We start from the raw sequence: 24,321 nt of genomic DNA on the forward strand, positions 1-24,321 counted from the left end.
CCTTCAAGAGGGCCGTGGCCGGTCATCACCATCGTCGATTACCCGCCAGGCGGCCCCGTCCATATCGTCATACTGCCCTGATCGAACCGACCAGAGGAAGGCGAAAAGCCCGAGCGCGCCCAGAAACAGCGCGACGGGAATGAGATAGATCAGCATGTTCATGCCAGTTGCGCCCCCTCGCCCGCAAATCCTGTTTTTACGTCGTTCCGGGGACGAATGGTTTCCGCCGCACCGGCAAGGCGCAACGCATTGGCAACGACGATCAGTGAAGATGTCGACATCGCAATGGCCGCGATCATCGGCGTCGCATAACCGGCAATCGCAATCGGAACGGCAATGATGTTATAGCCGATGGCAAGCGCGAAGTTCTGCCGGATCAGCCTTCCTGCCCGCTGCGATGTCTCGATTGCGAAAGGCACGGCATCGAGATCCTCCTGCATGAATACGAAATCGGCGGTCTGCCGGCCGATATCGGCGGCGGTGGCGGGCGCTATGGACACATGCGCGGCGGCGAGCGCCGGCGCGTCGTTGATACCGTCTCCCACCATCAGCACCCTGCGCCCCTCGCCGGCAAGTTCGGCACAGCGCGCCGCCTTGTCCTTCGGCGACAGATCGGCACGCCAGTTGCCGATCCCCAGCCGCTGCGCCATGGCGCTGACGGCTGCTGCCCGATCACCCGAAACGATTTCCTGCATCAGCCCACGGACTGAGAGGCTGCGCAATGCCGCAACCGCACCCGCGCGCGGATTATCCTCGAAACCGAAGCTCGCCAGATGCCTGCCATCGAGGGACAGCACCACTTCCGACCGCGCATCGCCATTGTCGACGCTCACTTCATCCGGGCACGCAAAACGGCGATTGCCCAGCCGGTAGGTTCCGGCTTCCGTCTCCGCCTCGACGCCGGAGCCCGGAATTTCCCGTACCGCCTCATAGGTCGGCACAGCGCCGCTATAGGCAGCATGCAGGGCTTTCGACAGGGGATGACGCGAATGGGCGGCAAGCCCGGCCGCAATCGCCATGGTGGCGGGCTTCACATCGCCGGTCTCGACCAATCTCGGTTTTCCGATGGTCAGGGTGCCGGTCTTGTCGAACAGCACAGTGTCGATTTCGGCCAGCCGCTCCATGGCCGAGCCTTCCTTGACCATGATGCCGTGTCGGAACAGCCTTCCGGCGGCCACCACCTGCACGACGGGAACGGCAAGACCAAGCGCGCAGGGGCAGGTGATGATGAGAACCGCAATGGCGATCAGCATCGCCTGTTTCCAGTCGCCGCCGAAAATGCCCCAGCCGAGAAACGTCAACAACGCGAGAAGATGCACCACGGGTGAATAATAGCTTGCGGCGCGGTCGGCAATGCGCCGGTAACGCGCCCGCCCGCCTTCGGCCGCCTCCATCAACCCGATCACTTCCGACAGGAAGGAATCTTTTGCCGATGCCGTCACCCGCGCAATCAGCGAACCGGTGAGATTGAGCGTGCCCGCCTGAAGGCTGTCGCCTGCCGCAACGCGACGCGGTGCGCTCTCGCCATTGACGATGGACATGTCGAGATCACTGCTGCCGGAGACGACCACGGCATCCACGGCCACCCGGTCCCCGGCCGCAATCGCAATCGACATTCCCGGCTGGATATCGGCAAGCGGCCGATACTCCCGCGTTCCATTCTCACCGATCACCGTTGCCCCGCGCGGCGAAAGACGGGCAAGCCCGGCAATGGCCGAACGCGCCTTGTCACGCATGATATGGTCAAGCGTCCGGCCGATGAGCAGGAAGAACAGCAGCGAGACGGTCGCATCGAACCAGGCATGCTCACCGTGATGGATCGTTTCCCACAGCGAGACGGCATAAGAGAGCGTGATGGCGAGCGCTATCGGCACATCCATATTGGTGCGGCCGTGTTTCAGCGCATTCCAGGCCGACTGGTAAAAGAAACGCCCGCCATAGATCAGCGCCGGCGCGGCGATCATCGCCGAAATCCAGTGGAACATGTCGCGCGTCGCCGCATCCGCCCCCGACCAGACGGAGACAGACAGAAGCATGATATTGGCGGAAGCAAAGCCGCACAGCGCCACCGCCCTGATCAGCTGCGAACGCAAGGCGTCCGAGGCATCCTGCCCGCTGGCGAAAAGATGCGTGCGATATCCCGTCGCAAGAATGGCGCGGGCAATCTCGGCAGGATCGGTCCTGACGCCATCGACCTCCTCCTTCCAGACGACCGCCACGCGTTTGGACGACAGGTTCACCCGCGCCCGCTCCACTTGGCGCAGACGGCCGAGCGCGGTCTCGATGGTGGTGATGCAGGCGCCGCAATACACATCCGGCACGCTGAGATCGCTCTGCCGCAGCCCCTGCCCCAGATCGCGGCTCGCCAGCATCAACTCCTCTGACGATGGTGGATTGACCGGCTCGCCGAGTTGCAGCGAACCTTCCGTTCCCGGTGCGCAGCAGCTCATTTGCGCCCCCTGATGACGGCGATCCGCGTGCCCTCATGCACGATAATCCGGCCGTCCTTGACGGCGGTAACCTCGACGATCCATTGGCCCGGCAGCATATCATGCGGTCCGGTAAAGACACCGGTGGAAACCGGGGTCAGTTCCATGTCGAAATTCTGGCGTTCCCCCACAGGCCGGCGAAAATGCGCCGTCACCTTATCCGTGTCGACCGGGCCGGTGTCGGGATGAAACACCTCGTAACGCACGGTCTTTTCATCCACGATGAGCTTGCCCTTGATACCGGTCGCAGCCCTTGCCTTGGCGGCTTCCGCCTTGGCGTTGAACTGCTGGCTGGCCACATAGGTGTTGGGCACAACGAGCCCGCTCCAGCTGTTGACCGCGTTCCAGGCCATCACCATGTTGACGGTGATGACGGTGCCGAAAAACAGCAGCATGACACCCAGCATATGCCAGCCGGTGAACGTGAAACCGGACGTCTGACGATTGTTCACGGTCATTTTTTCACTCCCGGAGCGTTGAAGACAGCATCGTAGCGGGCCGTCTCATGGCCGCCCGTATCGCTGACGATGAATTCGAAATTTTCCGCCGCCCGCGCGACATCTTTGCCCGGCAGGGTGACGAAGACCTTCAGCGTCGTCGCCTCGTCCGGCTCCACCGTCACTTCGAAGGTGCGTGCGGCCGTGTCCGGCATGCCGTTGATCTTCATCACCGCATTCGGAATGCCCTCGATGGTGAGGCTCATTATGCGCGGCTGCGGCACCATGTTGAGAATGCGCACCGTATAGCCGTTGCGAATGGAGCCGTTCGATTCCAGCACATATTGCGGATTGCGGTCATGCAGCACATTGAGCGCCAGCCGCTCCCGCGTCACCAGTGCAAACAGCATGCCGATGCCGACTGCCGACCATATGGCGGTATAAAGCAGCGTGCGCGGCCGGAAGACGATGCGCCAGTTGAAGTGGCGGATGCTCTTCCTGAAGCTGCCGTCCTCCTCTCGCACATTGGCGGGGCGGATGGCATGCTCACCATTGCCGGTCGCCAGCGCCATGTTGGACTGGTATTCGGAAAGCGTCGCATAGGCGATCAGCCCGCGCGGCTTGCCGATCTTGTCCATCACCCCGTCGCAGGCATCGATGCAGAGCGCGCAGGTGATGCATTCCAGCTGCTGACCGTCCCTGATGTCGATACCCATGGGACAGACCGCGACGCAGGCATTGCAATCGACGCAATCACCGATGCTCTCCCCTGCCGCCGCAGCCTTCTTGGCATGCCGCGAGCGCGGTTCGCCGCGCCAGTCATTATAGGTGACGACAAGCGAATTCTCATCCAGCATCGCCGCCTGAATGCGCGGCCAGGGACACATATAGGTGCAGACCTGTTCCCGCATCAGCCCGCCGAAGACATAGGTGGTGGCGGTGAGGATGGCGACGGTGGAATAGGCGATCATCGGCGCCTGCCCGGTCATGAACTGCATGGCCAGCGTCGGCGCATCGGCAAAATAGAAAATCCAGGCGCCGCCGGTCAGAACGCCGATCACCAGCCAGATCGCGTGTTTCAGCACCCGCTTGCGCAATTTGCCGAATGTGAAGGGCGCCGCATCCAATTTCATGCGCGCATTCCTGTCGCCCTCTATCGCCCGTTCGACCACCAGAAACAGGTCGACCCAGACGGTCTGCGGACAGGTGTAACCGCACCATGCGCGCCCGATAGCGGACGTGACGAGAAAGAGCCCAAGCCCGGCCATGACCAGTAATCCGGCGACAAAGAAGAACTCCTGCGGCCAGATTTCGATGAAGAAGAAATAAAAGCGCCGGTTGGCGATATCGATCAGCACCGCCTGATCCGGCGCATAGGGACCGCGATCCCAGCGCAGAAACGGCGTCAGATAATAAATGCCGAGCGTGACCAGCATCACCAGCCATTTGAACCGCCGGAACCGCCCCTCCGCACGCTTGGGAAAAATCTTCCTGCGCGCTTCGTAGAGCGGTTTGCGCGTTTTTGCGGAATTGACGGCTTCCGCCTCCAGCCTCTCGACGGGCTGTTGCGGGCGATCCTGTCCGGCGCGATAGATGTTCATGATAGGAGTCCGTTTTTATCTCCTTGCTTTCTCCCATCTCCCCGGTGAAACATCCTTGACTTGCATCAAGTGACGACAAAGTGGCGCAGTATGGGAACGCGCCGCCAAGGGAGGATGAAATGCCTGTCATGCAGTCGAGAATCATTCATCTGTCGATCGAAAAACCCTGGAGCCAGGTCTACGACTTCGCCTCCGACCCGCAGAATATGCCGCACTGGGCGGCAGGTCTTGGCGGTGGGCTGAAGCCTGACGGCGAAGACTGGATCGCCGAGGGCGGGCCGCTTGGCGAGGTGCGCGTCAATTTCGCGCCCACAAACGAGTTCGGCGTCATCGACCATGTCGTGACCTTGCCGGATGGCGTGAAGGTTTATAACGCGCTACGGGTAACGCCGAACGGCAGCGGCACGGAGGTGAGTTTCACCCTGCTTCGCCTTCAGGGCATGACGGACGAGGATTTCGAGCAGGATGCAAGAGCGGTCACGGCCGATCTCGAAACGCTGAAGGCGCTGCTCGAAAAGGATTGATGGAGGAAGCATGACCACGAATACGAACGACCGGCAGATCGACTATGTCGAATTCAACGTCGCCGATATCGAACGCAGCAAGGAATTTTACGGCGGCGCCTTCGGCTGGTCCTTCAAGGATTACGGTCCGCAATATTGCGAGTTTTCCGATGGCCGGCTGACCGGCGGTTTCACCACCACGGCGCCGGTCTCGGCCAAGGGCGGACCGCTCGTCATTCTCTACGCCGCCGATATCGAGAATGTGCAGCGGCGTGTCGAAGCCGCCGGCGGCCAGATCAGCGTCGCGACCTTCGCCTTTCCCGGCGGCCGGCGTTTCCATTTCACCGATCCGGATGGATACGAACTGGCCGTCTGGTCGAAAAACTGATCGGCAGGAATCCGCCATGACTTTGACAACGCCGCCTTTTTCGTTGGTCGGTATCGATCATATCGTCTTCATCGTCGACGACATGACGCGGGCACTCGATTTTTACCGGAACGTGCTGGGGTGCAGGGGTGGTTACTCTTACCCTGCTCTCGGGATGGAACAGGTCTGGTGCGGAAATGCCTTGATCGTACTGTGGGATGTCACGCATCCCGGTGGCACAAAGGCTGCTCCGCCCGTCGCCGGAGGACGGAATGTCGATCACATCTGCATTGCGACCGGTCCTCTGAACCATGATGCGCTTCGCGCACATCTGGCAAAATTCAAGGTCACGATCGAACAGGAAGCCTTTCACGGCGGCGCGAGGGGGATGGGACACTCGTTCTACTTCCGTGATCCCTTCGGCAACAAGATCGAGTTGAAGGGACCCGCCGAATATCCGGATGGACGGGCCGAAAACACCTGATCGGAAAAATAAAAAGGGCGCCTCAGCGGCGCCCTTCTCTACATTTCGAATGCTTCACTCGCCGCCACCCAGCGAGTGCACGAAGATGGCCAGCTGCTTGACCGTCGTATCGCCAAGGCGTTCGCCCCAGGCAGGCATCACCCCGTGTTTCGGCGAGCGGATCTGCGCAACGATACCTTCTTCGCCATGGGCCTTCAGCCAGATCGCATCGGCCAGATTGGGCGCGCCGAACTCGCGGTTGCCCTTGGCGTCTTCGCCGTGGCACGAGGCGCAATTATCGGCAAAGAGCTGCTTGCCGGGTTCGACAAGCGCCGGATTGGAAGGCGTTCCCGTCAGACTGGTGACATAGGCCGCAACCTCGCGGATTTCATCCGATTTCAGAATGTCGCCGAAAGCCGGCATTTCCGATATACGGGTGTCAGGATCATCGGCAAAACGGATGCCGTGCTTCACCGTCGTGTAGATGTCGTCGACGCTGCCGCCCCACATCCAGTCGTCGTCATTGAGGTTCGGATAACCCTGCCCGCCTTCAGCACCCGAACCGTGACACTGGATGCAATTGACCTTGAAAGCGGCTGCACCGCCGGAAAGGGCAAATTGCCTCAGCGTCGGGTCTGCCTGGATGTCGGCGAGCGACGAACTGGCGATCTTGTCCACAAAAGCGCTCTGCGACTGTTTTGCAGCGGCCAAATCGGCAGCGATCTCGCCGCGGCTGTTCCAGCCGAGGAGGCCCTGTGTCGCGCCTGAGATCAGCGGCCATGCCGGATAGGCAATGGTGTAGCCGATAGCCCAGAGGATCGTGAAGTAGAAGGTCCATACCCACCAGCGCGGCATGGGGTTGTTCAACTCCCGAATACCGTCCCACTCATGGCCGGTGGTTTCGACGCCGCTGATTTTATCGATGTGTTTTTCGGACATGTTCAGTCCTCCCTGAGCGGAATGCTGGCCGCATCGTCCGCGGCCCTTTTCGAACCGGGGCGAAGTGTGAAGATGACGACGCCGGCAAAAAACAGGGTCATGGCAAGCAGACCCCAGCTATCGGCGAAGTGGCGCATGGCTGTGTAGGTTTCCATCGTTTCGCCTCCTCACCGATATCCGGCGGCATCGTCATAGGTCGAGAAATCGGCCAGCGTGCCGAGCATTTGCAGATAAGCGACCAGAGCATCCATTTCGGTAAGCTTTGCCGGATCGCCATCGAAATCGCCGACCTTCGCCTTCGGGTAGCGCGCCAGAAGCTCGCTCGTATCGGCATTCGGGTCAGCCTGCGCCTTCATGTCGGCGCCCGCCTTTTCGATCATATCGTCACTATAGGGCACGCCGACCGCGCGGTTTGCCTTCAGCTCCATGTCGACATCCGTCACCTTGAGTGCCGTCGTCTTCAGGAAAGCGTAGGACGGCATGATCGATTCCGGCACGACCGAGCGTGGATCGGCGAGATGCTGCACATGCCACTCGTTCGAATAACGGTCGCCGACGCGCGCGAGGTCCGGCCCGGTGCGCTTGGAGCCCCACTGGAACGGATGGTCGTACATGGATTCCGCCGCCAGGCTGTAATGCCCGTAACGCTCCACCTCATCGCGGAACGGACGGATCATCTGGCTGTGGCAGACATAACAACCCTCGCGGATGTAGATGTTGCGCCCGGCCAGTTCCAGCGGCGTGTAGGGCCGCATGCCCTCCACCTTCTCGATGGTGTTTTCGAGATAGAAGAGCGGTGCGATTTCCACGATACCGCCGATCGAGACCACAAGCAGCGAGCCGACCAGAAGCAGGGTGGCGTTACGTTCGATGACGCCGTGTTTGTCGAGTATGGACATCGGCCCCTCCTATTCAGCAGGCTGCAGCGAAGGAGCCGCGCCCTTGCTGGCGCCCTCCTCGCGTTGATGACCGAGGATGGTCATGGTGACGTTGTAGGCCATGATCAGCGCGCCGCTGAGGAACATCAGGCCGCCCAATGCGCGCATCACGTAATAGGGGAACAGCGCTGCGACCGATTCCGCGAAGGAATAGACGAGGAAGCCCTGGGTATCGTATTCGCGCCACATCAGCGCCTGCTGGATGCCGGCCACCCACATGACGGCGGCGTAGATGACGATGCCGATCGTGGCGAGCCAGAAATGCCAGTTGACGAGCTGCAGGCTGTAGAGACGCTCCCTGCCCCACAGTTTCGGCGTCAGGTAATAGATCGCACCGAAGGTGATCATGCCGTTCCAGCCGAGTGCACCCGAATGCACATGGCCGATGGTCCAGTCGGTATAATGGCTGAGCGAATTGACGGCCTTGATCGACATCATCGGCCCTTCGAAGGTGGCCATGCCGTAGAAGGCCACCGCCATCACCATCATGCGCACGATGGGATCGGTGCGGATCTTGTCCCAGGCGCCCGAAAGCGTCATCAGACCGTTGATCATGCCACCCCATGAGGGCATCCACAGCATGATCGAGAACACCATGCCCAGCGTCTGCGCCCAGTCCGGCAGCGCCGTATAATGCAGGTGGTGCGGGCCGGCCCAGATATACATGAAGATCAGCGCCCAGAAGTGGATGATCGACAGGCGGTAGGAATAGACCGGGCGGTTCACCTGCTTCGGAATGAAATAATACATCATGCCGAGGAAGCCGGCCGTCAGGAAAAAGCCGACGGCGTTATGGCCGTACCACCATTGTGTCAGCGCATCCTGCACGCCCGAGAAGGCCGAGTAGCTCTTGACGCCGAGGAAGGAAACCGGAATCGCCAGATTGTTGACGATGTGCAGCATGGCGATGGTGACGATGAAGCTAAGATAGAACCAGTTCGCCACATAGATATGCGGCTCCTTGCGCGTCAGGATCGTGCCGAGGAAGGTGACGAGATAGGCGACCCAGACGATGGTCAGCCAGATATCCACATACCATTCCGGCTCGGCATATTCACGGCCCTGCGTAATGCCCAGGAGATAGCCGGTGGCGGCCATGATGATGAAAAGATTGTAGCCCCAGAACACGAACCAGCCGAGATTGCCGCCGAACAGACGCGCGCGACAGGTTCTCTGCACCACGTAGAAGGATGTGGCGATCAGCGCATTTCCCCCGAAAGCGAAGATCACCGCAGAGGTGTGCAGGGGCCGTACGCGGCCGAAATTGAAATAGGGCGCGATGTTGAGATCGGGAAAGGCGAGCTGAAGCGCCACGACGACACCAACCAGAAAACCGACGACCCCCCAGAACACCGTGGCGATGACGCCGTATTTCACCACCTCGTCGAAATATTGCGATTTGAGGCGCGCGCGCGCGGCCTGATCGACAGGCGCGAAGGACACGCGGCGCAGCAGAAGCACCGTGCTGACCAGAAGCGTAAAGAACAGCACCCACATATGGGCGGCAAAAAGACTGTCATGGGCAAAGGCTGCCCCGAGCAACGCGAGAAAGGCCCCCAGGGCCACGATCGCGGTTTCTAACGTGTAATTCATTGTTGGTTTCCCCCAACGTGCAAGCGACCGACGAAAGGCACGGCGCGCGCTTGACTAAGCGGAAACGGGCCTTTGCGTCGGTTGGAGCATTGCCACCGGCGTGGGGAAGCCACCTTGATTCAGATCAAGAAAGCAAAGCTGTCGCAGCGGGGAAAAACGCTGCGTTCATGCACAAACGATGTCAGAACAAAATGGCCGGGTTCCGAAACGGTTCCGGCTTAAGAGGCGGGCGGCATCAGCCCTTCATCTTCAATGGCAGACCCGCAGCGACGAAATAGACCTCGCCGGCAATGGCGGCGACGCGCTGGTGCAGCCGCCCCGCATGATCGCGAAATTCCCGCGCCATGCGGTTCTCCGGCACGATGCCGAGACCGACCTCGTTGGAGACGAGAATGAGTTTCGCCCTGGTGGATGTGATCGCCGCCTCAAGCGCGGCAAAACCGACCTCAATATCGGCATTTTCCATCATCAGATTGGTGAGCCACAATGTCAGGCAGTCGATGAGGATGACATTGTCCGGCCCGTCAAGTCGGGCAAGCACGGCGGCGATATCCACGGGCGCCTCATGGGTTGTCCATCCCCCGCCGCGCCGCGCCTGATGGTGATCGATGCGATCGCGCATTTCATCGTCCCATGCCCGGCCGGTGGCCAGATAATGCAGATGGCCGCCGGCATTCCCCGCAAGCTCTTCGGCGAAACGGGACTTGCCCGAGCGCGCACCGCCAAGAATGAAAACGGAGCAGTTTTTATCTGTCATGGGAAACCTGAAAGAGAGAATGGAGCGGACCGGTATCTTTGCGATGTCGCAAGCCAGGGACAGGCGGACATGAAGGGAACGATTCGTAGAAAAAGGCGTCCCCCGGTTGCTCATGCCGGACTGCCGCTGATACCGGGCCGGAGAGATCAAAACCTGTCCGCAGGATGCGGATCATATCAAAGTCCTGGCAACTCCGGGCGCCGGAAACACCGGTCCTGATAAAAGGCTAGGTGCGAAAGGCGGCCCTGTCAATCGGCACGCGATATGGCCGGAAAATCAAAGCGGAACCGGTACGCAAAACCTTACCCGGAACCGGCAGACCTGCTGTCCGCGAGAGGATTGATAAAGCCACTTGGTTACCGGAACGTTAGCAGAAAATAAAATGATCAGGCTGCAACGCCGCGGCAGAATATCGGCTGACGGAGGCCGCTGCCATTGCCTTGGCATGGCCTTCAAATCAATATGCTTTCGAAGATTCGCAAACAGCAAGGTGGCCTGCCCGTGATGACCATCATGGACTATATATCGATCGTCGTTTTCATCGTGTTATGGGCTGCCTACACGCATGTCACGACAGGCAGGACGCTGTTTTCGCGAACCAGCCTCAATCAGGCCATGGCCGAGCGCCGGCGCGAGTGGATCATGAATTCGCTCAAGCGCGACCTGAAGATGATCGACACGCAGATCATGGCCGGCCTTCAGAACGGCACCGCCTTTTTCGCCTCCACCTCCATCTTCGCCATCGGCGGCTGTTTCGCGCTTCTGGGCGCGACCGAGCAGGTCGAATCGGTGTTTCGCGACATGCCTTTCGTGCATTATGCCGGACGCACGGCCTTCGAGCTGAAGGTTATCGGGCTGACCTGCCTGTTCGGTTATTCCTTCTTCAAATTCGGCTGGTCCTACCGCCTGTTCAACTATTGCACGATCCTGTTCGGCGCCATTCCCATGGTCCACGACGTCAACTCCGACCGCGAGGCGGCGGAGAGAGCGGCCGAAAACGTCATAAAGATGAACATCATCGCTGCTAAGAATTTCAATGACGGCCTGCGCACCATCTTTCTGTCCATCGGTTATCTCGGCTGGTTCATCAGCCCCTATGTCTTCATCGCCAGCACCGTCACCATCATCGTGGCGCTGTTGCGCCGCCAGTTCTTTTCCGAGGCGCGGCGCGCCATCATGGAAGAGAACAGGCCTTGAAATAGCCGCACTTCAAGGGCCAAGCCCGAGTGAATATTGGCCCTCCTAAAAGCTGAAAAAGCGGAAACCATGGACACAGACACAGCCGCAAACGAAAACCGCCGCAAAGGCCGCATCGGCGGTCTCGATACATTGCGCGGGCTGGCGCTCATCGCCATGGCATCCTACCACTTCACGTGGAACCTCGAATATTTCGGCTATCTCGAACCCGGCACGGCGACCACGGGCCTCTGGAAGCTCTATGCGCGCGGCATTGCAAGCTCGTTCCTGTTTCTGGCCGGTTTCAGCCTGTTTCTTGCCCATGGCAAAGGCTTGAACTGGCCGTCCTTCGGCAAGCGTTTTGCGATGGTGGCCGGCTCGGCACTACTCATCACCATCGCCACGTATTTCGCCTTTCCCGACAGCTTCATCTTTTTCGGCATCCTGCACAATATCGCCGCCGCAAGCCTCGTGGGCCTGCTGTTTCTGCGCGCACCCGCGCCTGTAGCGCTGCTTTTCGCAGTGATTGCCTTTGCGCTGCCGCACTATGTTCAATCCGACCTGTTCAACAGCAAGTGGCTGGCCTGGATAGGCTTTTCCACCATGCCGCCGCGTTCGAACGACTATGTGCCGCTCCTGCCGTGGCTTGCACCCTTTCTTGCCGGGCTCGCGGTTTCGCAATTCGTCACGCCACGCGACTGGCTGGACCGTTTTCGCAGTCCAAGCTCGCCGCGCAATCTGATAGCAAGCGCCGGCCGTCACAGCCTCGCCTTCTACCTCATTCACCAGCCGGTGCTGATCGGCCTTGTCTACGTCCTGTCACAGGTGGCCCCTCCACCACCGGTCGATCAGGTCGAGCTTTACAAATCGAGCTGCGAAAAAAGCTGTGTCGAGCAGCCGAACGGGCTGGAATTGTGCCAGCGTTTCTGCGGCTGCACACTGGAAAAGCTGCAGGCGGAAAACCTGTTCGACACGATGATGGAAGGCAAGCTCAGCGCCGATCAGCAGACCAAGGTTGGCGAAGTGGCACAGCAGTGCACGGTTGAGGCGCAGTAGGAAAAAGTTGCCGGTTCATAGAGGAACAGCGTGTTGTCCCACACTCCACGTCATCCTCGGGCTTGACCCGAGGATCCATTGACGTCGCTGTAGACCCTCGGGTCAAGCCCGAGGGTGACGAAGGAGAGGTCTCGACCTCTAAAAGCGCGCCTTAAGCGCGACCGGCAGGGGCCTCGTTCAAGTCCCGACGCCGATTTCGGCAAGCCGTGTCAGACAGGCTTCCTCGACATTGTCGAGTTCGGCCAGCGTCTCCTCGATATCCTTGCGTTTCTGCCGGAGATCGGCACGCTTTTCATCGACCTTCTTCATCAGAAGCACCAGCTGGCCCGATTCGCCCGGGGGCTCCTTGTAAACGTGAATAATCTCGCGGATTTCAGAAATCGTGAAGCCGATACGGCGGCCGCGCAGGATTTCCTGAATGAGACGCCTGTCCGCGGCCCTGAAAAGCCTCGTGCGCCCGCGACGCTCAGGGTGAATCAGCCCCTCGTCCTCGTAAAATCGCAAGGTGCGGGTGGAAACACCGAATTCGCGTGTCAGTTCGGTTATGCTATAATACTTGTCCAAGGGCCTATCCGATTCATAACCGGATAATATTATTTGACCTTCACGTAAAAGTCAATTTTTCCCGCCGCGCCTAGCCGGAAATACCATACCACCAGGTCGCAATACCCAGAAAAGCGAAAAAGCCGACAATATCCGTCACCGCTGTGACAAAGACCGCCGAAGAGACGGCCGGGTCCGCCCCGAACTTGTCAAGAACCAGCGGAATGAGAATGCCTGCCAGCGCCGCCGCCAGCATGTTGAGACACATGGCGGTGGCGATGATGCCGCCGATGTGAACATCCTGAAACCAGATGCCGGCAACAACGCCGATGGCGCAGCCGAACAGCATGCCATTCAGGATGCCGACACCCGCCTCACGACGGATAATACGGGCTGCGTTGTGAATATCGAGGCTTTTGGTCGCCAGCGCCCGCACGGATACGGTCATGGTCTGTGATCCGGCATTGCCACCCATGCCCGCGACCGCCGGCATCAGAATCGCCAGCGCGACAATCTGTTGGATGGTCGCATCAAACAGGCTGATGACCGAGGCGGACAGAAATGCCGTGATGAGGTTGACGGCAAGCCATGGCACGCGCGAGCGCGACGTGCTGGCGATACTGTCCGACAGTTCTTCGTCACCCACACCCCCAAGGCGCAGCAAGTCCTCCTCGGCCTCTTCCTGGATAACGTCGACCACGTCATCGATGGTGAGTACGCCGACAAGCCGGCCGTTATTGTCAACCACGGCTGCGGAAAGAAGGTCGTATTGCTCGAAAAGCTGCGCCGCCTCTTCCTGATCCATTTCGGCAGGAATGGAGTGGTTCGTCTCATGCATGATCGTTTCGATCTTCACCTGACGCTTGGCGCGCAGCACCTTGTCGAGATCGAGTGCGCCCACCAGCTTGAAGGTGGGGTCGATGACGAATATCTGCGTGAAGGAGTCGGGCAGTTCCTCCTCTTCGCGCAGATAGTCGATGGTCTGCCCCACGGTCCAGAACGGCGGCACGGCGACGAATTCCGTCTGCATGCGACGTCCGGCCGAGCTTTCCGGATAATCCAGCGCCCGCATCAACCGCACCCGTTCGGTGAACGGCAGCTGCGAGAGAATGTCTTCGCGGTCCTCGTCGTCGAGGTCTTCGAGAATATAGACCGCGTCGTCCGAATCCAGCTCGCCGATACCGGCAGCGATCTGCTCATTCGACATCTGGTCGACGATATCGAGACGGATACCTTCATCCACCTCGGTCAGCGCCGTCATGTCGAAATCGGAGCCAAGCAGCCGCACCAGGGCATGGCGTTGCTCCGGCAGGATGGATTCGAGCACGTCGCCAAGTTCCGACTCGTGCAGCCGCGCCACATTCTTGCGCAGGAACAGCAGGTCTCGGTCGGCAATAGCCGCCCCCACCATCGCCAGAAAATCCGAACGGACAGACCCGTCTTCGGCGTAGATATCGGAAAGTGCCTCTGCCGGCCTCAACTCCTCGGGCGCGACAAGATCGTCGTTACGGTCTGTCATCTGGCGTCCTCTTGTATTCAAATGCCGCAGTGCACGAATGCGCAGGCAGAATGGCGTTAAAAAGTATATTGTCAACAACCGGATAGGCGGAAAACAACAAGCCTCCCAACTGCGACGCAAATGTCATGAACCGCCGCTTTGAGAGTCCGCGATTTAAGGACGCAGCGCCCCTTCACGACGCGTCAGGGCTGCATGGCGCCGCAATTCTCTCAACGCGCGCCGCACCCCTGCCGTTCCGCAGGAACAGCCCGGACAGACCCTTTCTCACTCCAGGCAACGCCAAGATAGAGATTGACATATGTCGTCCATAGGCGATTCTGAAACAGCTTTTTTACATAGGATCGGCCGCAGCGACCACATGGCCGGGAACGCATATTTTGGGAAAGCCAAAGCAATGAGCAAGACGGATTTCATCGGCAAGGCCTCCTCCGCCGCAGGTGGCTGGGGTGCGCTTAAAAGCGTCGGCAAACGGCTTCTGGAAACAGGCGCGCCGATTTCCGGCGCACGCACGCTGCTGAAGACGAACCAGCCGGATGGTTTCGACTGTCCCGGCTGCGCCTGGGGCGATCCCCAACACGGCTCATCCTTCGAATTTTGCGAAAATGGCGTCAAGGCAGTCGCCTGGGAAGCGACGGAAGCCCGCGTGCCGCCGGATTTCTTTGCCGCCCATAGCCTATCCGAACTGCGCGGCTGGTCCGACTACGATCTGGAAAAACAGGGCCGCCTTACCCACCCCATGCGCTACGACCGGGCGACAGACAAATATCTGCCGGTATCCTGGGACGATGCCTTTGCTGAAATCGGCAGGATATTGAACGACCTCGACAGCCCGGACCGGGCGGAATTCTACACCTCCGGCCGCGCCTCCAACGAGGCCGCCTTCATCTATCAGTTGATGGTACGGCTCTATGGCACCAATAATTTCCCCGACTGTTCCAACATGTGCCACGAGGCAAGCGGCGTCGGCCTGAAAGCGTCGATCGGCGTCGGCAAGGGCACGGTTCTGCTTGAGGATTTCGAACAGGCGGACGCCATCTTCGTGATCGGCCAGAACCCCGGCACCAACCATCCCCGCATGCTGGGCGACCTGCGCCGCGCCGCCCTTCGCGGCGCAAGGATCGCCGTCTTCAACCCGATCCGCGAAAAGGGCCTGGAGCGCTTCGCCGATCCGCAGGACAAGATCGAGATGATCACCGGCGGCAACACGAGGATCGCCACCAATTATTACCAGCCGCGGCAGGGTGGTGATATGGCCGCCGTGCGCGGCATGAGCAAGGCTGTCTTCGCCGCCGACGATGCCGCAAGGGCGGCTGGTGAACCCGCGATCATCGACTACGACTTCATCGCCGAACATGCGGTGGAATTCGAGGCCTATCGCGCCGCTGTCGAGGCGACCGACTGGGAAACCATTCTCGACCAGTCCGGCCTGACCCGCGCCCAGATCGAGGAGGCCGCCGGCATCTACATGAATGCCGGCTCCGTCATCGCCACCTGGGCCATGGGCGTCACACAACACCGGCACTCCGTCATCATCGTTCGCGAAATCACCAATTTCATGTTGCTGCGCGGCAATATTGGCCGCCCCGGCGCCGGTCTCTGCCCGGTGCGCGGCCATTCAAACGTGCAGGGCGACCGCACCGTCGGCATCGACGAGAAAGCGCCGCCTGCCCTTCTCGACGCGCTGGAGAAAGAACTCGGCGTGTCCATGCCGCGCAAGCCCGGCCACAACACCGTGGAAGCCGTCGCCGCCATGCTGGATGGCAAGGCTCAGACCTTCATTGCGCTCGGTGGCAACTTCCTGCGGGCGACGCCCGACAGCCCGCTGATCATCAAGGCTTTCGAGAAGCAGAAACTCACGGTCAATATCGCCACCAAGCTCAACCATTCGCATCTGGTGCCGGGCGAGACATCCTTCGTACTGCCCTGTCTCGGCCGAACGGAAATCGACCGCAATTCGGCAGGACGGCCGCAGATTGTTACGGTCGAGGATTCCATGAGCATGGTGCATGGTTCAGGCGGCATCAACCCGCCGGCCTCGGACGAACTCCGCTCGGAAGTCGCCATTATCGCCGGCATTGCGCAAGCGACGCTCGGCAATGCGCATGTGGACTGGAAAGCGCTTGCCGATGATTACGATCTCATCCGCGACATGATCGAGCGGGTCATTCCCGGTTTTGACAATTTCAACGAACGGGTCCGCGTGCCGCGCGGTTTTCATCTGCGCAACACGGCGGCCGAACGGCGGTGGAACACACCTGCGAAAAAGGCCACCTTCTATAGCGGCCCGCTGCCTGAACAGACCGAGCACCAGCAGGCGCTCAGCCGTGGCAATCTCTTCGTGCTGCAGACCTTCCGCAGTCACGATCAATACAACACCACGATTTACGGCATGGACGACCGTTATCGCGGCGTTTATGGCGAGCGCCATGTCATCTTCATGAACCCTGCGGATATGGAAGCACTCGGTGCCCATTCCCGCCAGCGCGTCGATGTCATCGGCGAATATGGCGATGGCGTGGAACGCATCGCGGAAAACTTCCGGCTCGTGCCATACAATATCCCGCGTGGCAGCGTCGGCGGCTATTATCCGGAACTGAACGTGCTGGTGCCGCTATCGAGCTATGGTGATGGCAGCTTTACGCCGACATCGAAATCCGTGCTCGTCTCCGTCCGCCTGCTTGCCGATGCCCCCGTGAAGGCGAACGCCTCTTGATGGAAGAAGAGCAATCCGCAGCCGCTTTCATGGCGGCTGTGGAACAGATCCAGCAAGAAGCCTCTTCTGCTATTACCGCGACGGGTGCGGCGGTCCTTCTGGCTATCCATCAAGACATAGCCACCGACAGCCGCAGCATCGCAAACCGGCTGGGGCTTGCGCACGCTCTCGTTCTGCGCGAAATCGCTGCCCTGTCACCCCGCTTCGTGCGGGTGACGAAACGCGATGCTCGCACCCAGCGCAGCTTTCTGGAAGTGACGGCGGAAGGACAGGCGCTTGCGGCTTCTCCTTCCCGCAATTGAAAAGAACGGAGCATTCCTTGGCAATCAGGCCGATTCTGCCCTACCCCCATGCGGGTCTTTGCGAGACCTGCGCGCCTGTTACTATTTTTGACGATCATCTGCAGGAACTGGTCACGGACCTGACTGACACGATGCGCGCCGCTCCCGGCGTCGGCATCACCGCGGCCCATATAGGCGTAAGGCAGCGCGTTTTCGTGCTCGAACTGACACCGGGAAACGTCCTCACCTACATCAATCCTGAGATCCTCAGCCGGTCCGCAAAGACCATGCGGCATGTGGAGGGCAGCGTCTCGATGCCGGATTTCACCGAGGAGGTGGAGCGACCATCCCAGATCGAAGTGAGATTTCAGGACGCAGCGGGCATGGAACATAGTCAGGCAGCAGAGGGGTTTCACGCTATCTGCATCCAGCACGAAATCGATCAGCTCGATGGCATCTTCTGGCTGAAGCGACTGTCGAAGCTCAAACGCGACCGGCTGGTAAAGAAATGGGAAAAATCCCGAAAGCCGTGACGATCAGCCGGCAATCGACAGCACAAATTCCGCCTCGCCCTTCAGCGTGTTGCTGACGGTACAGATATCCTCGGCCGAATGCGCGATTGCAGCGCGGGTAGCCTCGTCGAAATCCCCGGTTATCTCGATCGTTATATCGAAACGGATGATCCGATAGGGTTCTTCTGCAGATTTTTCACCGGCAACATCAACGGTGACGCCCTCGAAATGGTCCAGCAGACCCATACGGCTCGCCGCGATCCGGGCGCTGAGCGTCAGGCATGCGGCAAGCGACGAATAAAGAAGATCGAGCGGGTTGAAGCCCGGCTCCGAGACGCCGGTCGCGATCTCAAGTGCGCCGCCGGTCCTTGTCGAAATCACCGGTCGACCAAGCCGCCCAACCGTGGCTGTCGCGCCAATGGGTCTCACCTTCACCTTCGCGCCTTCGACCATTCAAATAATCCTGATTTAATCGCACGCAACCGATCGCATGGAACAAAAATCTATCTGGCGCTTTTTACTCACACAACGGTGAACGATCGTTGAACCTTTATTTTACAGGGAGCTGGGACATATGGTTACATCTACGCTCGTCAGCATTCTGATCACCTTCCTGGTGATCGTGCTTGTCTTGTGGCTCATCGCACGACTGCCCGTGGGCGGTGGCGCAAAACAGATCGCGCAGATCATCGTCATCATCATCGGTATTATTTCGCTTCTGAAATATCTCGCCGTCTTCTGATGTCCCGGCAAAGCGCACATAAAAAAAGGCGGCGAAAGCCGCCTTTTTTTGCGTCATTGGCGCGGTTCGAACTGATAGGTTTTTTTAAGCGTGATGTCGCGAACGCTGCCGATGCCGAGGAACGGCGTGTTTTCCGCATCGAAGATTGCCCTGCCCTTCGCAACGATCCAGCGGGCGGAACCATCAGGCAGATTGACCTTATAGCGCTGGTCGAAGAACACACCCGTCGTAATGCTGTCGAAAATCGCCTGCGCCACCTGATCGCGCATTTCGACATCGATTCTTTCCAGAACATCCTCGATCGTCACACCGCGTGACGCCACGGTTTCGGAAAATCCATGGCATTCCGCTGTAACCGCGTCCATGATCAGCCTGTTGTCGGAAATGCTCCACATATAATAGCCGAGTGCATTGTCTGAATCCGTTTTGTCCCCTTGCACGAAAACCCCCAGACATTTTTTCCTGACAAAAGCTAACATCAGACCTCTAATATTCCACCCCTTGCTTTTGTAGGGGGTAACCACCCACCTACTACAGCGTGCATCGATATCCACCGAAATTTAATGATGACCAAGACCGGATGACGGCCTCCAGGCGGCGATAAATTCTGAAGAGATATCGTAAAGCCGTTCGCCTGCACCTACATAGCTTTGCGCTAAAATTTCGAAGGAGGCTAATATGCTGCGAACCGCCCTTACCCTTGGACTGCTGTCGGCAACCGTTTTTCTTGCTGGGTGCCAGACATGGGAAAGTCCATATCGAGGAAGCGGATGGCGGATGGATCAGGTCATGGATGGCGATCCTTATCGCGTCGGTGACGGCAACCATCAAGACAACGGCACCGCCTCGAATATCATTCGACGCTAGGCCGTCAGAACATCGTCCGGTCGGCGGCAAATCGATTATTTGCCGCCCCAACTTCTCATAGCCGTCTGTGGATAAAAGACACAAATGCGGCACGCATAGTCGGCGTCAACGGAATTCTTGCTCTGGGAAGTTTACTGCCAACCGATTGGCTAAAAAAGAAAAAACCCGCCGAAGCGGGTTTCTTTGGTGCGGTCGAGAAGACTCGAACTTCCACGGGTTGCCCCACAGCGACCTCAACGCTGCGCGTCTACCAATTCCGCCACGACCGCATCGTGGTAGGCGTCGACTTGCGCCGACGGGGGTGCATGTAGCAAAAGGATTTTCGGTGCACAAGAGCGTCGTGACAGTTTTTTGAAATTAAAAATCGCACCGCACCATCCTATATGCAGGAAGCCCGGAAATGCTGGGGTTGCCGCCTTGTCATCATTTTGCGAGAAGGCTGTGGAAAGGACTTTTTCATGCTCACACGCACCGATATCGAGACAAATATGTTGCCCGCCGCCGGTTCCCCGCCCGTTCGCTGGCGAATCTCGGAAGGTTTCGTCCCCTACGAGCAGGCGATTGAGGAAATGGAGCGGGAAGTCGCCGCCATCGCCAGTGGCGAAGCGGATGAACTCGTCTGGCTTCTAGAGCATCCACCACTTTACACCGCCGGCACCAGCGCCGACGCCGCCGACCTCATAGAGCCGGATCGTTTTCCCGTCTTCGCCACGGGCCGTGGCGGTGAATATACCTATCACGGGCCGGGACAGCGGGTCGTTTACGTGATGCTGGACCTGAAACGCCGGCGTCAGGATGTCCGCGCCTATGTGGCGGCGCTGGAAGACGTGATCATCCGCACGCTCGACAAGATGAATGTGCGCGGCGAACGGCGCGAAGATCGTGTTGGCGTTTGGGTCCGGCGGCCGGAGAAACCTCTTCTGCCAGATGGCAGCATGGCTGAAGACAAGATCGCCGCGCTTGGCATCAGGCTGCGCAAATGGGTGAGCTTCCACGGGCTGTCGATCAATGTCGATCCCGACCTCTCGCATTTTTCCGGCATCGTTCCCTGCGGCATCAGCGCCTATGGCGTCACCAGCCTTGTCGATCTCGGATTGCCGGTTATGATCGGTGATGTCGACGTTCTGCTGCGCGAAGCCTTCGAGGAGGTGTTTGGCGAGGCAGTGCCCGAATCCGGCTCCGGCGGCTGATCCCACTGCAACTTTTGCCGCAGGCCGGTGTTTCCAGCATCGATCACCACAAGAGGAGGAACGACCATGTTCACAACGTCCGCCTATGCCTGCGATGACGGTTCTTCGCCGATGAAGCTCGCGACCATCAAGCGTCGCGATCCCGGCCCGCGCGATGTCGAAATCGAGATCGAATTCTGTGGCGTCTGCCACTCCGATATCCACACGGCCCGCAGCGAATGGCCGGGCTCCCTCTACCCCTGCGTTCCCGGCCACGAAATCATCGGCCGCGTCGGCCGGGTGGGCGCGCAGGTCACCAAGTTCAAGGCGGGCGACCGGGTTGGTGTCGGCTGTATCGTCGATAGCTGCCGGCAATGCGCAAGCTGCGCCGAGGGGCTGGAGCAATATTGCGAAAACGGCATGACCGGCACCTATAATTCGCCCGACAAGGCTATGGGCGGTGGCGCTCATACGCTTGGCGGTTATTCTGCCCATGTCGTCGTCGATGACCGTTACGTCCTCAACATTCCCGAAGGCCTCGATCCGGCCGCCGCAGCACCCCTGCTTTGCGCGGGTATCACCACCTATTCCCCGCTGCGCCACTGGAACGCAGGACCCGGCAAGCGTGTCGGCGTGGTCGGCCTCGGTGGCCTTGGTCATATGGCCGTCAAGATAGCCAATGCCATGGGCGCGACCGTGGTGATGATCACGACGTCGCCCGGCAAGGCGGAAGACGCGAAAAAGCTCGGCGCCCATGAGGTAATCGTCTCCCGTGATGCCGAGCAGATGAAGAGTGCCGCTGCAAGTCTCGATCTGATCATTGATGCGGTTGCCGCCGACCATGACATCAACGCCTATCTCGCGCTGCTGAAACGCGATGGCGCGCTGGTGCAGGTGGGCGCTCCGGAAAAGCCGCTCTCCGTCCACGCCTTCAGCCTCATCCCCGGCCGCAAGACCTTTGCCGGTTCGATGATTGGCGGCATTCCCGAGACCCAGGAAATGCTGGATTTCTGCGCCGAAAAAGGCATCGCCGCCGAAATCGAGATGATCGATATCGATCAGATCAACGACGCTTATGAACGCATGATAAAAAGCGATGTGCGTTATCGCTTCGTCATTGATATGAAGAGCCTGCCGCGCCAGAAGGCTGCCTGACCCTGGAAAGGGGGCGAGTTTCCGGCGTCCCCTCTCCTCGTTTGACCGTCCGGTTGAAAGCGCAGCCCTAACCATGACCAGCCAGACCGGTTTCAACGATGTCGCCAAGGGCATGACCATCATGGCGGGCTGCATGTTCGTGCTGCCGGTCATGGATGCGATCGCCAAATACATGGCGGTCAGCGGCGGCATGTCGCCGGCGCAGGTCACCTTCTACCGCTTCTTTTTCCAGCTTCTGTGCACCCTGCCCCTGCTGTTGGTGATCTCACCGAAAGCGCTGTTCAGCGCCAGGCGGCCGTGGATGAACTGCCTGCGCGGTGTGCTGCATGCCTCGGCCAGCCTGATGTTCTTTGCCGCCGTCAAATACATGCCGCTCGCCGATGTCTTTGCGATCTATTTCGTCGAGCCCTTCATGCTGACGATGATGTCGGCCCTATTCCTCGGTGAAAAAGTCGGCTGGAAACGCTGGACGGCGATTGTGGTGGGGTTTGGCGGCGCTCTCATCGTTATTCAGCCGAGTTTCGAGATCTTCGGCTGGACTTCGCTCCTGCCGGTCGCCTGCGCCTTTCTCTACACGCTTTATCTCTTCCTGAACCGCGCCATCGGCGATGCCGACAGCCCGCTCGTCATGCAGACCATGTCCGGCATTGCCGGCACCGTGTTCATGGGGGCGGCCCTTCTGGCCGGCAATGCATTCGGCGACAAGGATTTCGCCGTCTCGCTCCCGCAATCCGGCTTTGCCCTCACCCTGCTCATCCTGCTGGGTTCGATATCCGGCTACATGCATCTCCTGATCGTCAGGGCCTTCAGGCTGGCGCCCCTCTCTCTGCTGGCGCCGTTCCAGTATTTCGAGATCATCTCGGCGACGGTACTCGGTTATGCGCTGTTCTCAGACTTCCCGACGCCGTCGAAATGGCTGGGCATCCTCATTATCGTCGCATCCGGCCTGTTTATCATCTGGGGAGAACGCAAACAGACACAGACCAATCTGCCGCTGGACGGGCAATGAGACGGGACGATGAATGGCAAGGCCTCAGCTGCCCGAGGGCAACGAGCCTTCGTCGTGATGATCCTGCGCCTCTACGAGGCTGCCAAGCAGCCAGAGAGAGACCTCGGCCGCCTCTCCAGCCGATTTGAACCGGTATGAGCCGCTATATTTCGGCATATCGAAAAAGGTAACGACAAAACCGTCGCCGCTTTCGAGACTTTCGACCCTTATCCGCTCTGGGTCGATCATCACGCACACATAGTGAGACCCCATATTGCGCATGAAGCCGGCCTTGTTGTCATGGAGGCGCACAAAGGCCGCGACGCCATCCACCGTCATATGCAGGCTTCTGATCGCCTCGTTGGGAAAGGCCCGGGCGAAATCCATGATCGCCTGCCCCACATCATGGCTGTTATCCTCGTCCGTCGCCCGCGTCATGCGCCATGCATATACAGCGAAGACCGAAAGCAGCACGAAAACGATAATCCAGATCGCAATACTCACCCGGGACGCTCCCTCAGCACCGAAACATCACGATTCGCGAATCGAAACGATGCGAACCCGGTTTCGGTTCATAAAGATCGAGGCTTGCGTGAAGTGTGGCTTCACGGGGATCGCTGCAGAATCGGGAGCGGTCCGCCATGCGATACGCGGGACAGAAAATCAGAACCGCTTGAGGAAGGACGCCTTTGCCAGCAGCCATTGCCGGCGCAGCTGCGACAGCTGCAACTCGCCTTCGAACACGCCCGTTCCGGCCTTTCTGGCGGCAAGGATAACCGGGCCGGACAAAGCCACGGGGAGATAGGCCGCGAAGACCGTTTTCGAAATCTTCGCGCGTCTCGCCTTTTCTATATGATCGAGAGCGTGCGCCGCAAAAATCTCGATGGCGATGCCGATCCGCTGTTTATCCTGACCTTCGAGAAACGTCTCGCGGTCGAGCCCCGCAGCCGCCAGCATGTCGGCAGGAATATAAACCTGCCCGCGACGCCGGTGCAGCGGCATCAGGAGAAGAATGCCCGCCATGGCCTGTGCCACGCCCGCATGCCCTGCCGCTTCCGCGCTGGATGCGGCGTCTTCAGCGGAAAGCACGAGACTTGCAAGCTGGATCAATGCGGATGCGGTTTCTCCGGCATAACCTTCAAGCGCATTGCGATCCTCGAACAGGTCGTCATAGAGATCGAAGATACGCGCCTCGATCATATTGGCCAGCACAGGACGCGGCAGGCGATAATGCTCGATCGCCGCCAGAAGCGCTGCTGCCACCGGGTGGGATTGGCTGTCACCGTGTGCATTGCCGTCCAGAAGATCGCGCCACCATTGCATGCGCACCTCGCCGGGCAGCGCCTCGCGCACGGAATCGCGGATACGGGCGATTTCGGCATTGAAGGCGTATAGCGCGGCAAGGGCATTGCGCTTTTCGGCAGGCGACAGAAGGCAGGCGAGATAGCGGTCGCGATCGGTATCGCGCAGCGTCGCGAGGCAGACGTCGAGATTTTCTGTGGGTGCCATGGTT

The 24,321-nt window shown here is 59.5% G+C and carries 27 protein-coding genes and 1 tRNA gene; 12 read left to right on the forward strand and 16 right to left on the reverse strand.

All coding sequences use genetic code 11. The features are described from left to right. Positions 1–3: 3 nt before the first annotated feature. From ccoS to ccoG, 4 genes are read right to left on the reverse strand one after another with little or no spacing between them, the layout of a single operon-like run. Complete coding sequence (gene ccoS, locus AC1ROR_RS05050) at positions 4–162, reverse strand: cbb3-type cytochrome oxidase assembly protein CcoS (protein WP_035223387.1); 159 nt, start codon at positions 160–162, stop codon at positions 4–6. Next, positions 159–2,450, reverse strand: a complete 2,292-nt coding sequence (locus AC1ROR_RS05055; RefSeq protein ID WP_498588781.1) for a cation-translocating P-type ATPase — start codon at positions 2,448–2,450, stop codon at positions 159–161. Before AC1ROR_RS05055 ends, ccoS begins: the two co-directional genes overlap by 4 nt. After that, positions 2,447–2,947, reverse strand: a complete 501-nt coding sequence (locus AC1ROR_RS05060; RefSeq protein WP_142845515.1) for a FixH family protein — start codon at positions 2,945–2,947, stop codon at positions 2,447–2,449. The genes AC1ROR_RS05055 and AC1ROR_RS05060 overlap by 4 nt, the downstream gene beginning before the upstream one ends. Further along, a complete protein-coding gene (gene ccoG, locus AC1ROR_RS05065) occupies positions 2,944–4,527 on the reverse strand; it encodes a cytochrome c oxidase accessory protein CcoG (protein WP_498588782.1) in 1,584 nt (527 codons plus the stop codon). Before ccoG ends, AC1ROR_RS05060 begins: the two co-directional genes overlap by 4 nt. A gap of 119 nt (positions 4,528–4,646) precedes the next feature. On the opposite strand from ccoG, the gene AC1ROR_RS05070 reads away from it, so the two are divergent. Genes AC1ROR_RS05070 through AC1ROR_RS05080 form a run of 3 tightly spaced genes read left to right on the forward strand, consistent with a single transcriptional unit; the run spans position 4,647 to position 5,881 of the window. Then, positions 4,647–5,051 (forward strand): SRPBCC family protein, encoded by a 405-nt coding sequence (locus AC1ROR_RS05070; RefSeq protein ID WP_498588783.1) that lies wholly within the window; start codon positions 4,647–4,649, stop codon positions 5,049–5,051. A 10-nt stretch (positions 5,052–5,061) separates the two neighbouring features. Continuing rightward, positions 5,062–5,418 carry a VOC family protein gene (locus AC1ROR_RS05075; RefSeq protein WP_498588784.1) on the forward strand — a complete coding sequence of 119 codons (357 nt, stop codon included), beginning with the start codon at positions 5,062–5,064 and terminating at the stop codon, positions 5,416–5,418. A 16-nt stretch (positions 5,419–5,434) separates the two neighbouring features. Further along, on the forward strand, positions 5,435–5,881 hold the full coding sequence (locus AC1ROR_RS05080; protein WP_498588785.1) for a VOC family protein: 447 nt from the start codon (positions 5,435–5,437) through the stop codon (positions 5,879–5,881). A 54-nt stretch (positions 5,882–5,935) separates the two neighbouring features. On the opposite strand, the gene ccoP is transcribed toward AC1ROR_RS05080, so the two are convergent. The 5 genes from ccoP to cobU all read right to left on the reverse strand — a co-directional run bounded on the left by ccoP (position 5,936) and on the right by cobU (position 10,087). Next, positions 5,936–6,799, reverse strand: a complete 864-nt coding sequence (ccoP, locus tag AC1ROR_RS05085; RefSeq protein ID WP_498588786.1) for a cytochrome-c oxidase, cbb3-type subunit III — start codon at positions 6,797–6,799, stop codon at positions 5,936–5,938. Positions 6,800–6,801: 2 nt separating this feature from the next. After that, on the reverse strand, positions 6,802–6,954 hold the full coding sequence (locus AC1ROR_RS05090; protein WP_004441852.1) for a CcoQ/FixQ family Cbb3-type cytochrome c oxidase assembly chaperone: 153 nt from the start codon (positions 6,952–6,954) through the stop codon (positions 6,802–6,804). 12 nt (positions 6,955–6,966) lie between these two features. After that, positions 6,967–7,698 carry a cytochrome-c oxidase, cbb3-type subunit II gene (gene ccoO / locus AC1ROR_RS05095; RefSeq protein ID WP_498588787.1) on the reverse strand — a complete coding sequence of 244 codons (732 nt, stop codon included), beginning with the start codon at positions 7,696–7,698 and terminating at the stop codon, positions 6,967–6,969. A 9-nt stretch (positions 7,699–7,707) separates the two neighbouring features. Next, complete coding sequence (ccoN, locus tag AC1ROR_RS05100; protein ID WP_498588788.1) at positions 7,708–9,330, reverse strand: cytochrome-c oxidase, cbb3-type subunit I; 1,623 nt, start codon at positions 9,328–9,330, stop codon at positions 7,708–7,710. A 235-nt stretch (positions 9,331–9,565) separates the two neighbouring features. Then, positions 9,566–10,087 (reverse strand): bifunctional adenosylcobinamide kinase/adenosylcobinamide-phosphate guanylyltransferase, encoded by a 522-nt coding sequence (gene cobU, locus AC1ROR_RS05105; protein ID WP_498588789.1) that lies wholly within the window; start codon positions 10,085–10,087, stop codon positions 9,566–9,568. A gap of 504 nt (positions 10,088–10,591) precedes the next feature. Between cobU and AC1ROR_RS05110 the strand changes: the two genes are divergently transcribed. Then, positions 10,592–11,284: a DUF599 domain-containing protein gene (locus AC1ROR_RS05110; RefSeq protein WP_080836649.1), complete on the forward strand. Its 693-nt coding sequence runs from the start codon at positions 10,592–10,594 to the stop codon at positions 11,282–11,284. 69 nt (positions 11,285–11,353) lie between these two features. Continuing rightward, positions 11,354–12,319 (forward strand): heparan-alpha-glucosaminide N-acetyltransferase, encoded by a 966-nt coding sequence (locus AC1ROR_RS05115; protein WP_498588790.1) that lies wholly within the window; start codon positions 11,354–11,356, stop codon positions 12,317–12,319. Between the two features lie 177 nt (positions 12,320–12,496). Here the strand turns inward: AC1ROR_RS05115 and AC1ROR_RS05120 are convergent, their stop codons facing one another. Together AC1ROR_RS05120 and mgtE are read right to left on the reverse strand one after the other, a co-directional pair. Then, a complete protein-coding gene (locus tag AC1ROR_RS05120; RefSeq protein WP_003495942.1) occupies positions 12,497–12,883 on the reverse strand; it encodes a MerR family transcriptional regulator in 387 nt (128 codons plus the stop codon). A 70-nt stretch (positions 12,884–12,953) separates the two neighbouring features. After that, positions 12,954–14,381: a magnesium transporter gene (gene mgtE / locus AC1ROR_RS05125; RefSeq protein ID WP_080834498.1), complete on the reverse strand. Its 1,428-nt coding sequence runs from the start codon at positions 14,379–14,381 to the stop codon at positions 12,954–12,956. Between the two features lie 394 nt (positions 14,382–14,775). On the opposite strand from mgtE, the gene AC1ROR_RS05130 reads away from it, so the two are divergent. Genes AC1ROR_RS05130 through AC1ROR_RS05140 form a run of 3 tightly spaced genes read left to right on the forward strand, consistent with a single transcriptional unit; the run spans position 14,776 to position 17,908 of the window. Next, entirely contained in the window at positions 14,776–17,094 is a 2,319-nt protein-coding gene (locus AC1ROR_RS05130; protein WP_498588791.1) for an FdhF/YdeP family oxidoreductase, read from the forward strand. Next, positions 17,094–17,396 carry a hypothetical protein gene (locus AC1ROR_RS05135; RefSeq protein ID WP_080834502.1) on the forward strand — a complete coding sequence of 101 codons (303 nt, stop codon included), beginning with the start codon at positions 17,094–17,096 and terminating at the stop codon, positions 17,394–17,396. Before AC1ROR_RS05130 ends, AC1ROR_RS05135 begins: the two co-directional genes overlap by 1 nt. Before the next feature lie 17 nt (positions 17,397–17,413). After that, positions 17,414–17,908 (forward strand): peptide deformylase, encoded by a 495-nt coding sequence (locus AC1ROR_RS05140; protein WP_498588792.1) that lies wholly within the window; start codon positions 17,414–17,416, stop codon positions 17,906–17,908. 3 nt (positions 17,909–17,911) lie between these two features. Here the strand turns inward: AC1ROR_RS05140 and AC1ROR_RS05145 are convergent, their stop codons facing one another. Beyond that, positions 17,912–18,340, reverse strand: coding sequence for an OsmC family protein (locus AC1ROR_RS05145; protein WP_498588793.1), 429 nt, complete (start codon positions 18,338–18,340; stop codon positions 17,912–17,914). A gap of 121 nt (positions 18,341–18,461) precedes the next feature. On the opposite strand from AC1ROR_RS05145, the gene AC1ROR_RS05150 reads away from it, so the two are divergent. Beyond that, positions 18,462–18,629 carry a Thivi_2564 family membrane protein gene (locus AC1ROR_RS05150; RefSeq protein ID WP_003495928.1) on the forward strand — a complete coding sequence of 56 codons (168 nt, stop codon included), beginning with the start codon at positions 18,462–18,464 and terminating at the stop codon, positions 18,627–18,629. A 53-nt stretch (positions 18,630–18,682) separates the two neighbouring features. Here AC1ROR_RS05150 and AC1ROR_RS05155 read toward each other — a convergent pair whose 3' ends face one another. Next, positions 18,683–19,108: a PAS domain-containing protein gene (locus tag AC1ROR_RS05155; protein ID WP_051796251.1), complete on the reverse strand. Its 426-nt coding sequence runs from the start codon at positions 19,106–19,108 to the stop codon at positions 18,683–18,685. A 572-nt stretch (positions 19,109–19,680) separates the two neighbouring features. Continuing rightward, positions 19,681–19,765 (reverse strand) — tRNA-Leu (locus tag AC1ROR_RS05160). A 189-nt stretch (positions 19,766–19,954) separates the two neighbouring features. Here AC1ROR_RS05160 and lipB point away from each other — a divergent pair. From lipB to AC1ROR_RS05175, 3 genes are all read left to right on the forward strand, one after another. Continuing rightward, complete coding sequence (gene lipB, locus AC1ROR_RS05165; RefSeq protein WP_498588794.1) at positions 19,955–20,686, forward strand: lipoyl(octanoyl) transferase LipB; 732 nt, start codon at positions 19,955–19,957, stop codon at positions 20,684–20,686. A 66-nt stretch (positions 20,687–20,752) separates the two neighbouring features. Next, on the forward strand, positions 20,753–21,820 hold the full coding sequence (locus tag AC1ROR_RS05170) for an NAD(P)-dependent alcohol dehydrogenase (RefSeq protein ID WP_080834509.1): 1,068 nt from the start codon (positions 20,753–20,755) through the stop codon (positions 21,818–21,820). A gap of 73 nt (positions 21,821–21,893) precedes the next feature. Further along, the gene (locus AC1ROR_RS05175; RefSeq protein ID WP_498588795.1) at positions 21,894–22,829 is read left to right on the forward strand and encodes a DMT family transporter; all 936 of its coding nucleotides are present in this window, start codon (positions 21,894–21,896) and stop codon (positions 22,827–22,829) included. Between the two features lie 24 nt (positions 22,830–22,853). On the opposite strand, the gene AC1ROR_RS05180 is transcribed toward AC1ROR_RS05175, so the two are convergent. Next, on the reverse strand, positions 22,854–23,312 hold the full coding sequence (locus tag AC1ROR_RS05180) for a hypothetical protein (RefSeq protein ID WP_080834511.1): 459 nt from the start codon (positions 23,310–23,312) through the stop codon (positions 22,854–22,856). A gap of 159 nt (positions 23,313–23,471) precedes the next feature. Then, positions 23,472–24,317, reverse strand: a complete 846-nt coding sequence (locus tag AC1ROR_RS05185) for a phytoene/squalene synthase family protein (RefSeq protein ID WP_035223341.1) — start codon at positions 24,315–24,317, stop codon at positions 23,472–23,474. Positions 24,318–24,321: the final 4 nt, after the last annotated feature.

Source organism: Agrobacterium sp. GW821-FHT14E08, from assembly GCF_058803865.1.

Coding starts and splice junctions, on each gene's coding strand:
- ccoS (WP_035223387.1), bottom strand. CDS start 162: ATGAACATGCTGATCTATCTCATTCCCGTCGCGCTGTTTCTGGGCGCG.
- AC1ROR_RS05055 (WP_498588781.1), bottom strand. CDS start 2,450: ATGAGCTGCTGCGCACCGGGAACGGAAGGTTCGCTGCAACTCGGCGAG.
- AC1ROR_RS05060 (WP_142845515.1), bottom strand. CDS start 2,947: ATGACCGTGAACAATCGTCAGACGTCCGGTTTCACGTTCACCGGCTGG.
- ccoG (WP_498588782.1), bottom strand. CDS start 4,527: ATGAACATCTATCGCGCCGGACAGGATCGCCCGCAACAGCCCGTCGAG.
- AC1ROR_RS05070 (WP_498588783.1), top strand. CDS start 4,647: ATGCCTGTCATGCAGTCGAGAATCATTCATCTGTCGATCGAAAAACCC.
- AC1ROR_RS05075 (WP_498588784.1), top strand. CDS start 5,062: ATGACCACGAATACGAACGACCGGCAGATCGACTATGTCGAATTCAAC.
- AC1ROR_RS05080 (WP_498588785.1), top strand. CDS start 5,435: ATGACTTTGACAACGCCGCCTTTTTCGTTGGTCGGTATCGATCATATC.
- ccoP (WP_498588786.1), bottom strand. CDS start 6,799: ATGTCCGAAAAACACATCGATAAAATCAGCGGCGTCGAAACCACCGGC.
- AC1ROR_RS05090 (WP_004441852.1), bottom strand. CDS start 6,954: ATGGAAACCTACACAGCCATGCGCCACTTCGCCGATAGCTGGGGTCTG.
- ccoO (WP_498588787.1), bottom strand. CDS start 7,698: ATGTCCATACTCGACAAACACGGCGTCATCGAACGTAACGCCACCCTG.
- ccoN (WP_498588788.1), bottom strand. CDS start 9,330: ATGAATTACACGTTAGAAACCGCGATCGTGGCCCTGGGGGCCTTTCTC.
- cobU (WP_498588789.1), bottom strand. CDS start 10,087: ATGACAGATAAAAACTGCTCCGTTTTCATTCTTGGCGGTGCGCGCTCG.
- AC1ROR_RS05110 (WP_080836649.1), top strand. CDS start 10,592: ATGACCATCATGGACTATATATCGATCGTCGTTTTCATCGTGTTATGG.
- AC1ROR_RS05115 (WP_498588790.1), top strand. CDS start 11,354: ATGGACACAGACACAGCCGCAAACGAAAACCGCCGCAAAGGCCGCATC.
- mgtE (WP_080834498.1), bottom strand. CDS start 14,381: ATGACAGACCGTAACGACGATCTTGTCGCGCCCGAGGAGTTGAGGCCG.
- AC1ROR_RS05130 (WP_498588791.1), top strand. CDS start 14,776: ATGAGCAAGACGGATTTCATCGGCAAGGCCTCCTCCGCCGCAGGTGGC.
- AC1ROR_RS05135 (WP_080834502.1), top strand. CDS start 17,094: ATGGAAGAAGAGCAATCCGCAGCCGCTTTCATGGCGGCTGTGGAACAG.
- AC1ROR_RS05145 (WP_498588793.1), bottom strand. CDS start 18,340: ATGGTCGAAGGCGCGAAGGTGAAGGTGAGACCCATTGGCGCGACAGCC.
- AC1ROR_RS05150 (WP_003495928.1), top strand. CDS start 18,462: ATGGTTACATCTACGCTCGTCAGCATTCTGATCACCTTCCTGGTGATC.
- AC1ROR_RS05155 (WP_051796251.1), bottom strand. CDS start 19,108: ATGTTAGCTTTTGTCAGGAAAAAATGTCTGGGGGTTTTCGTGCAAGGG.
- lipB (WP_498588794.1), top strand. CDS start 19,955: ATGCTCACACGCACCGATATCGAGACAAATATGTTGCCCGCCGCCGGT.
- AC1ROR_RS05170 (WP_080834509.1), top strand. CDS start 20,753: ATGTTCACAACGTCCGCCTATGCCTGCGATGACGGTTCTTCGCCGATG.
- AC1ROR_RS05175 (WP_498588795.1), top strand. CDS start 21,894: ATGACCAGCCAGACCGGTTTCAACGATGTCGCCAAGGGCATGACCATC.
- AC1ROR_RS05185 (WP_035223341.1), bottom strand. CDS start 24,317: ATGGCACCCACAGAAAATCTCGACGTCTGCCTCGCGACGCTGCGCGAT.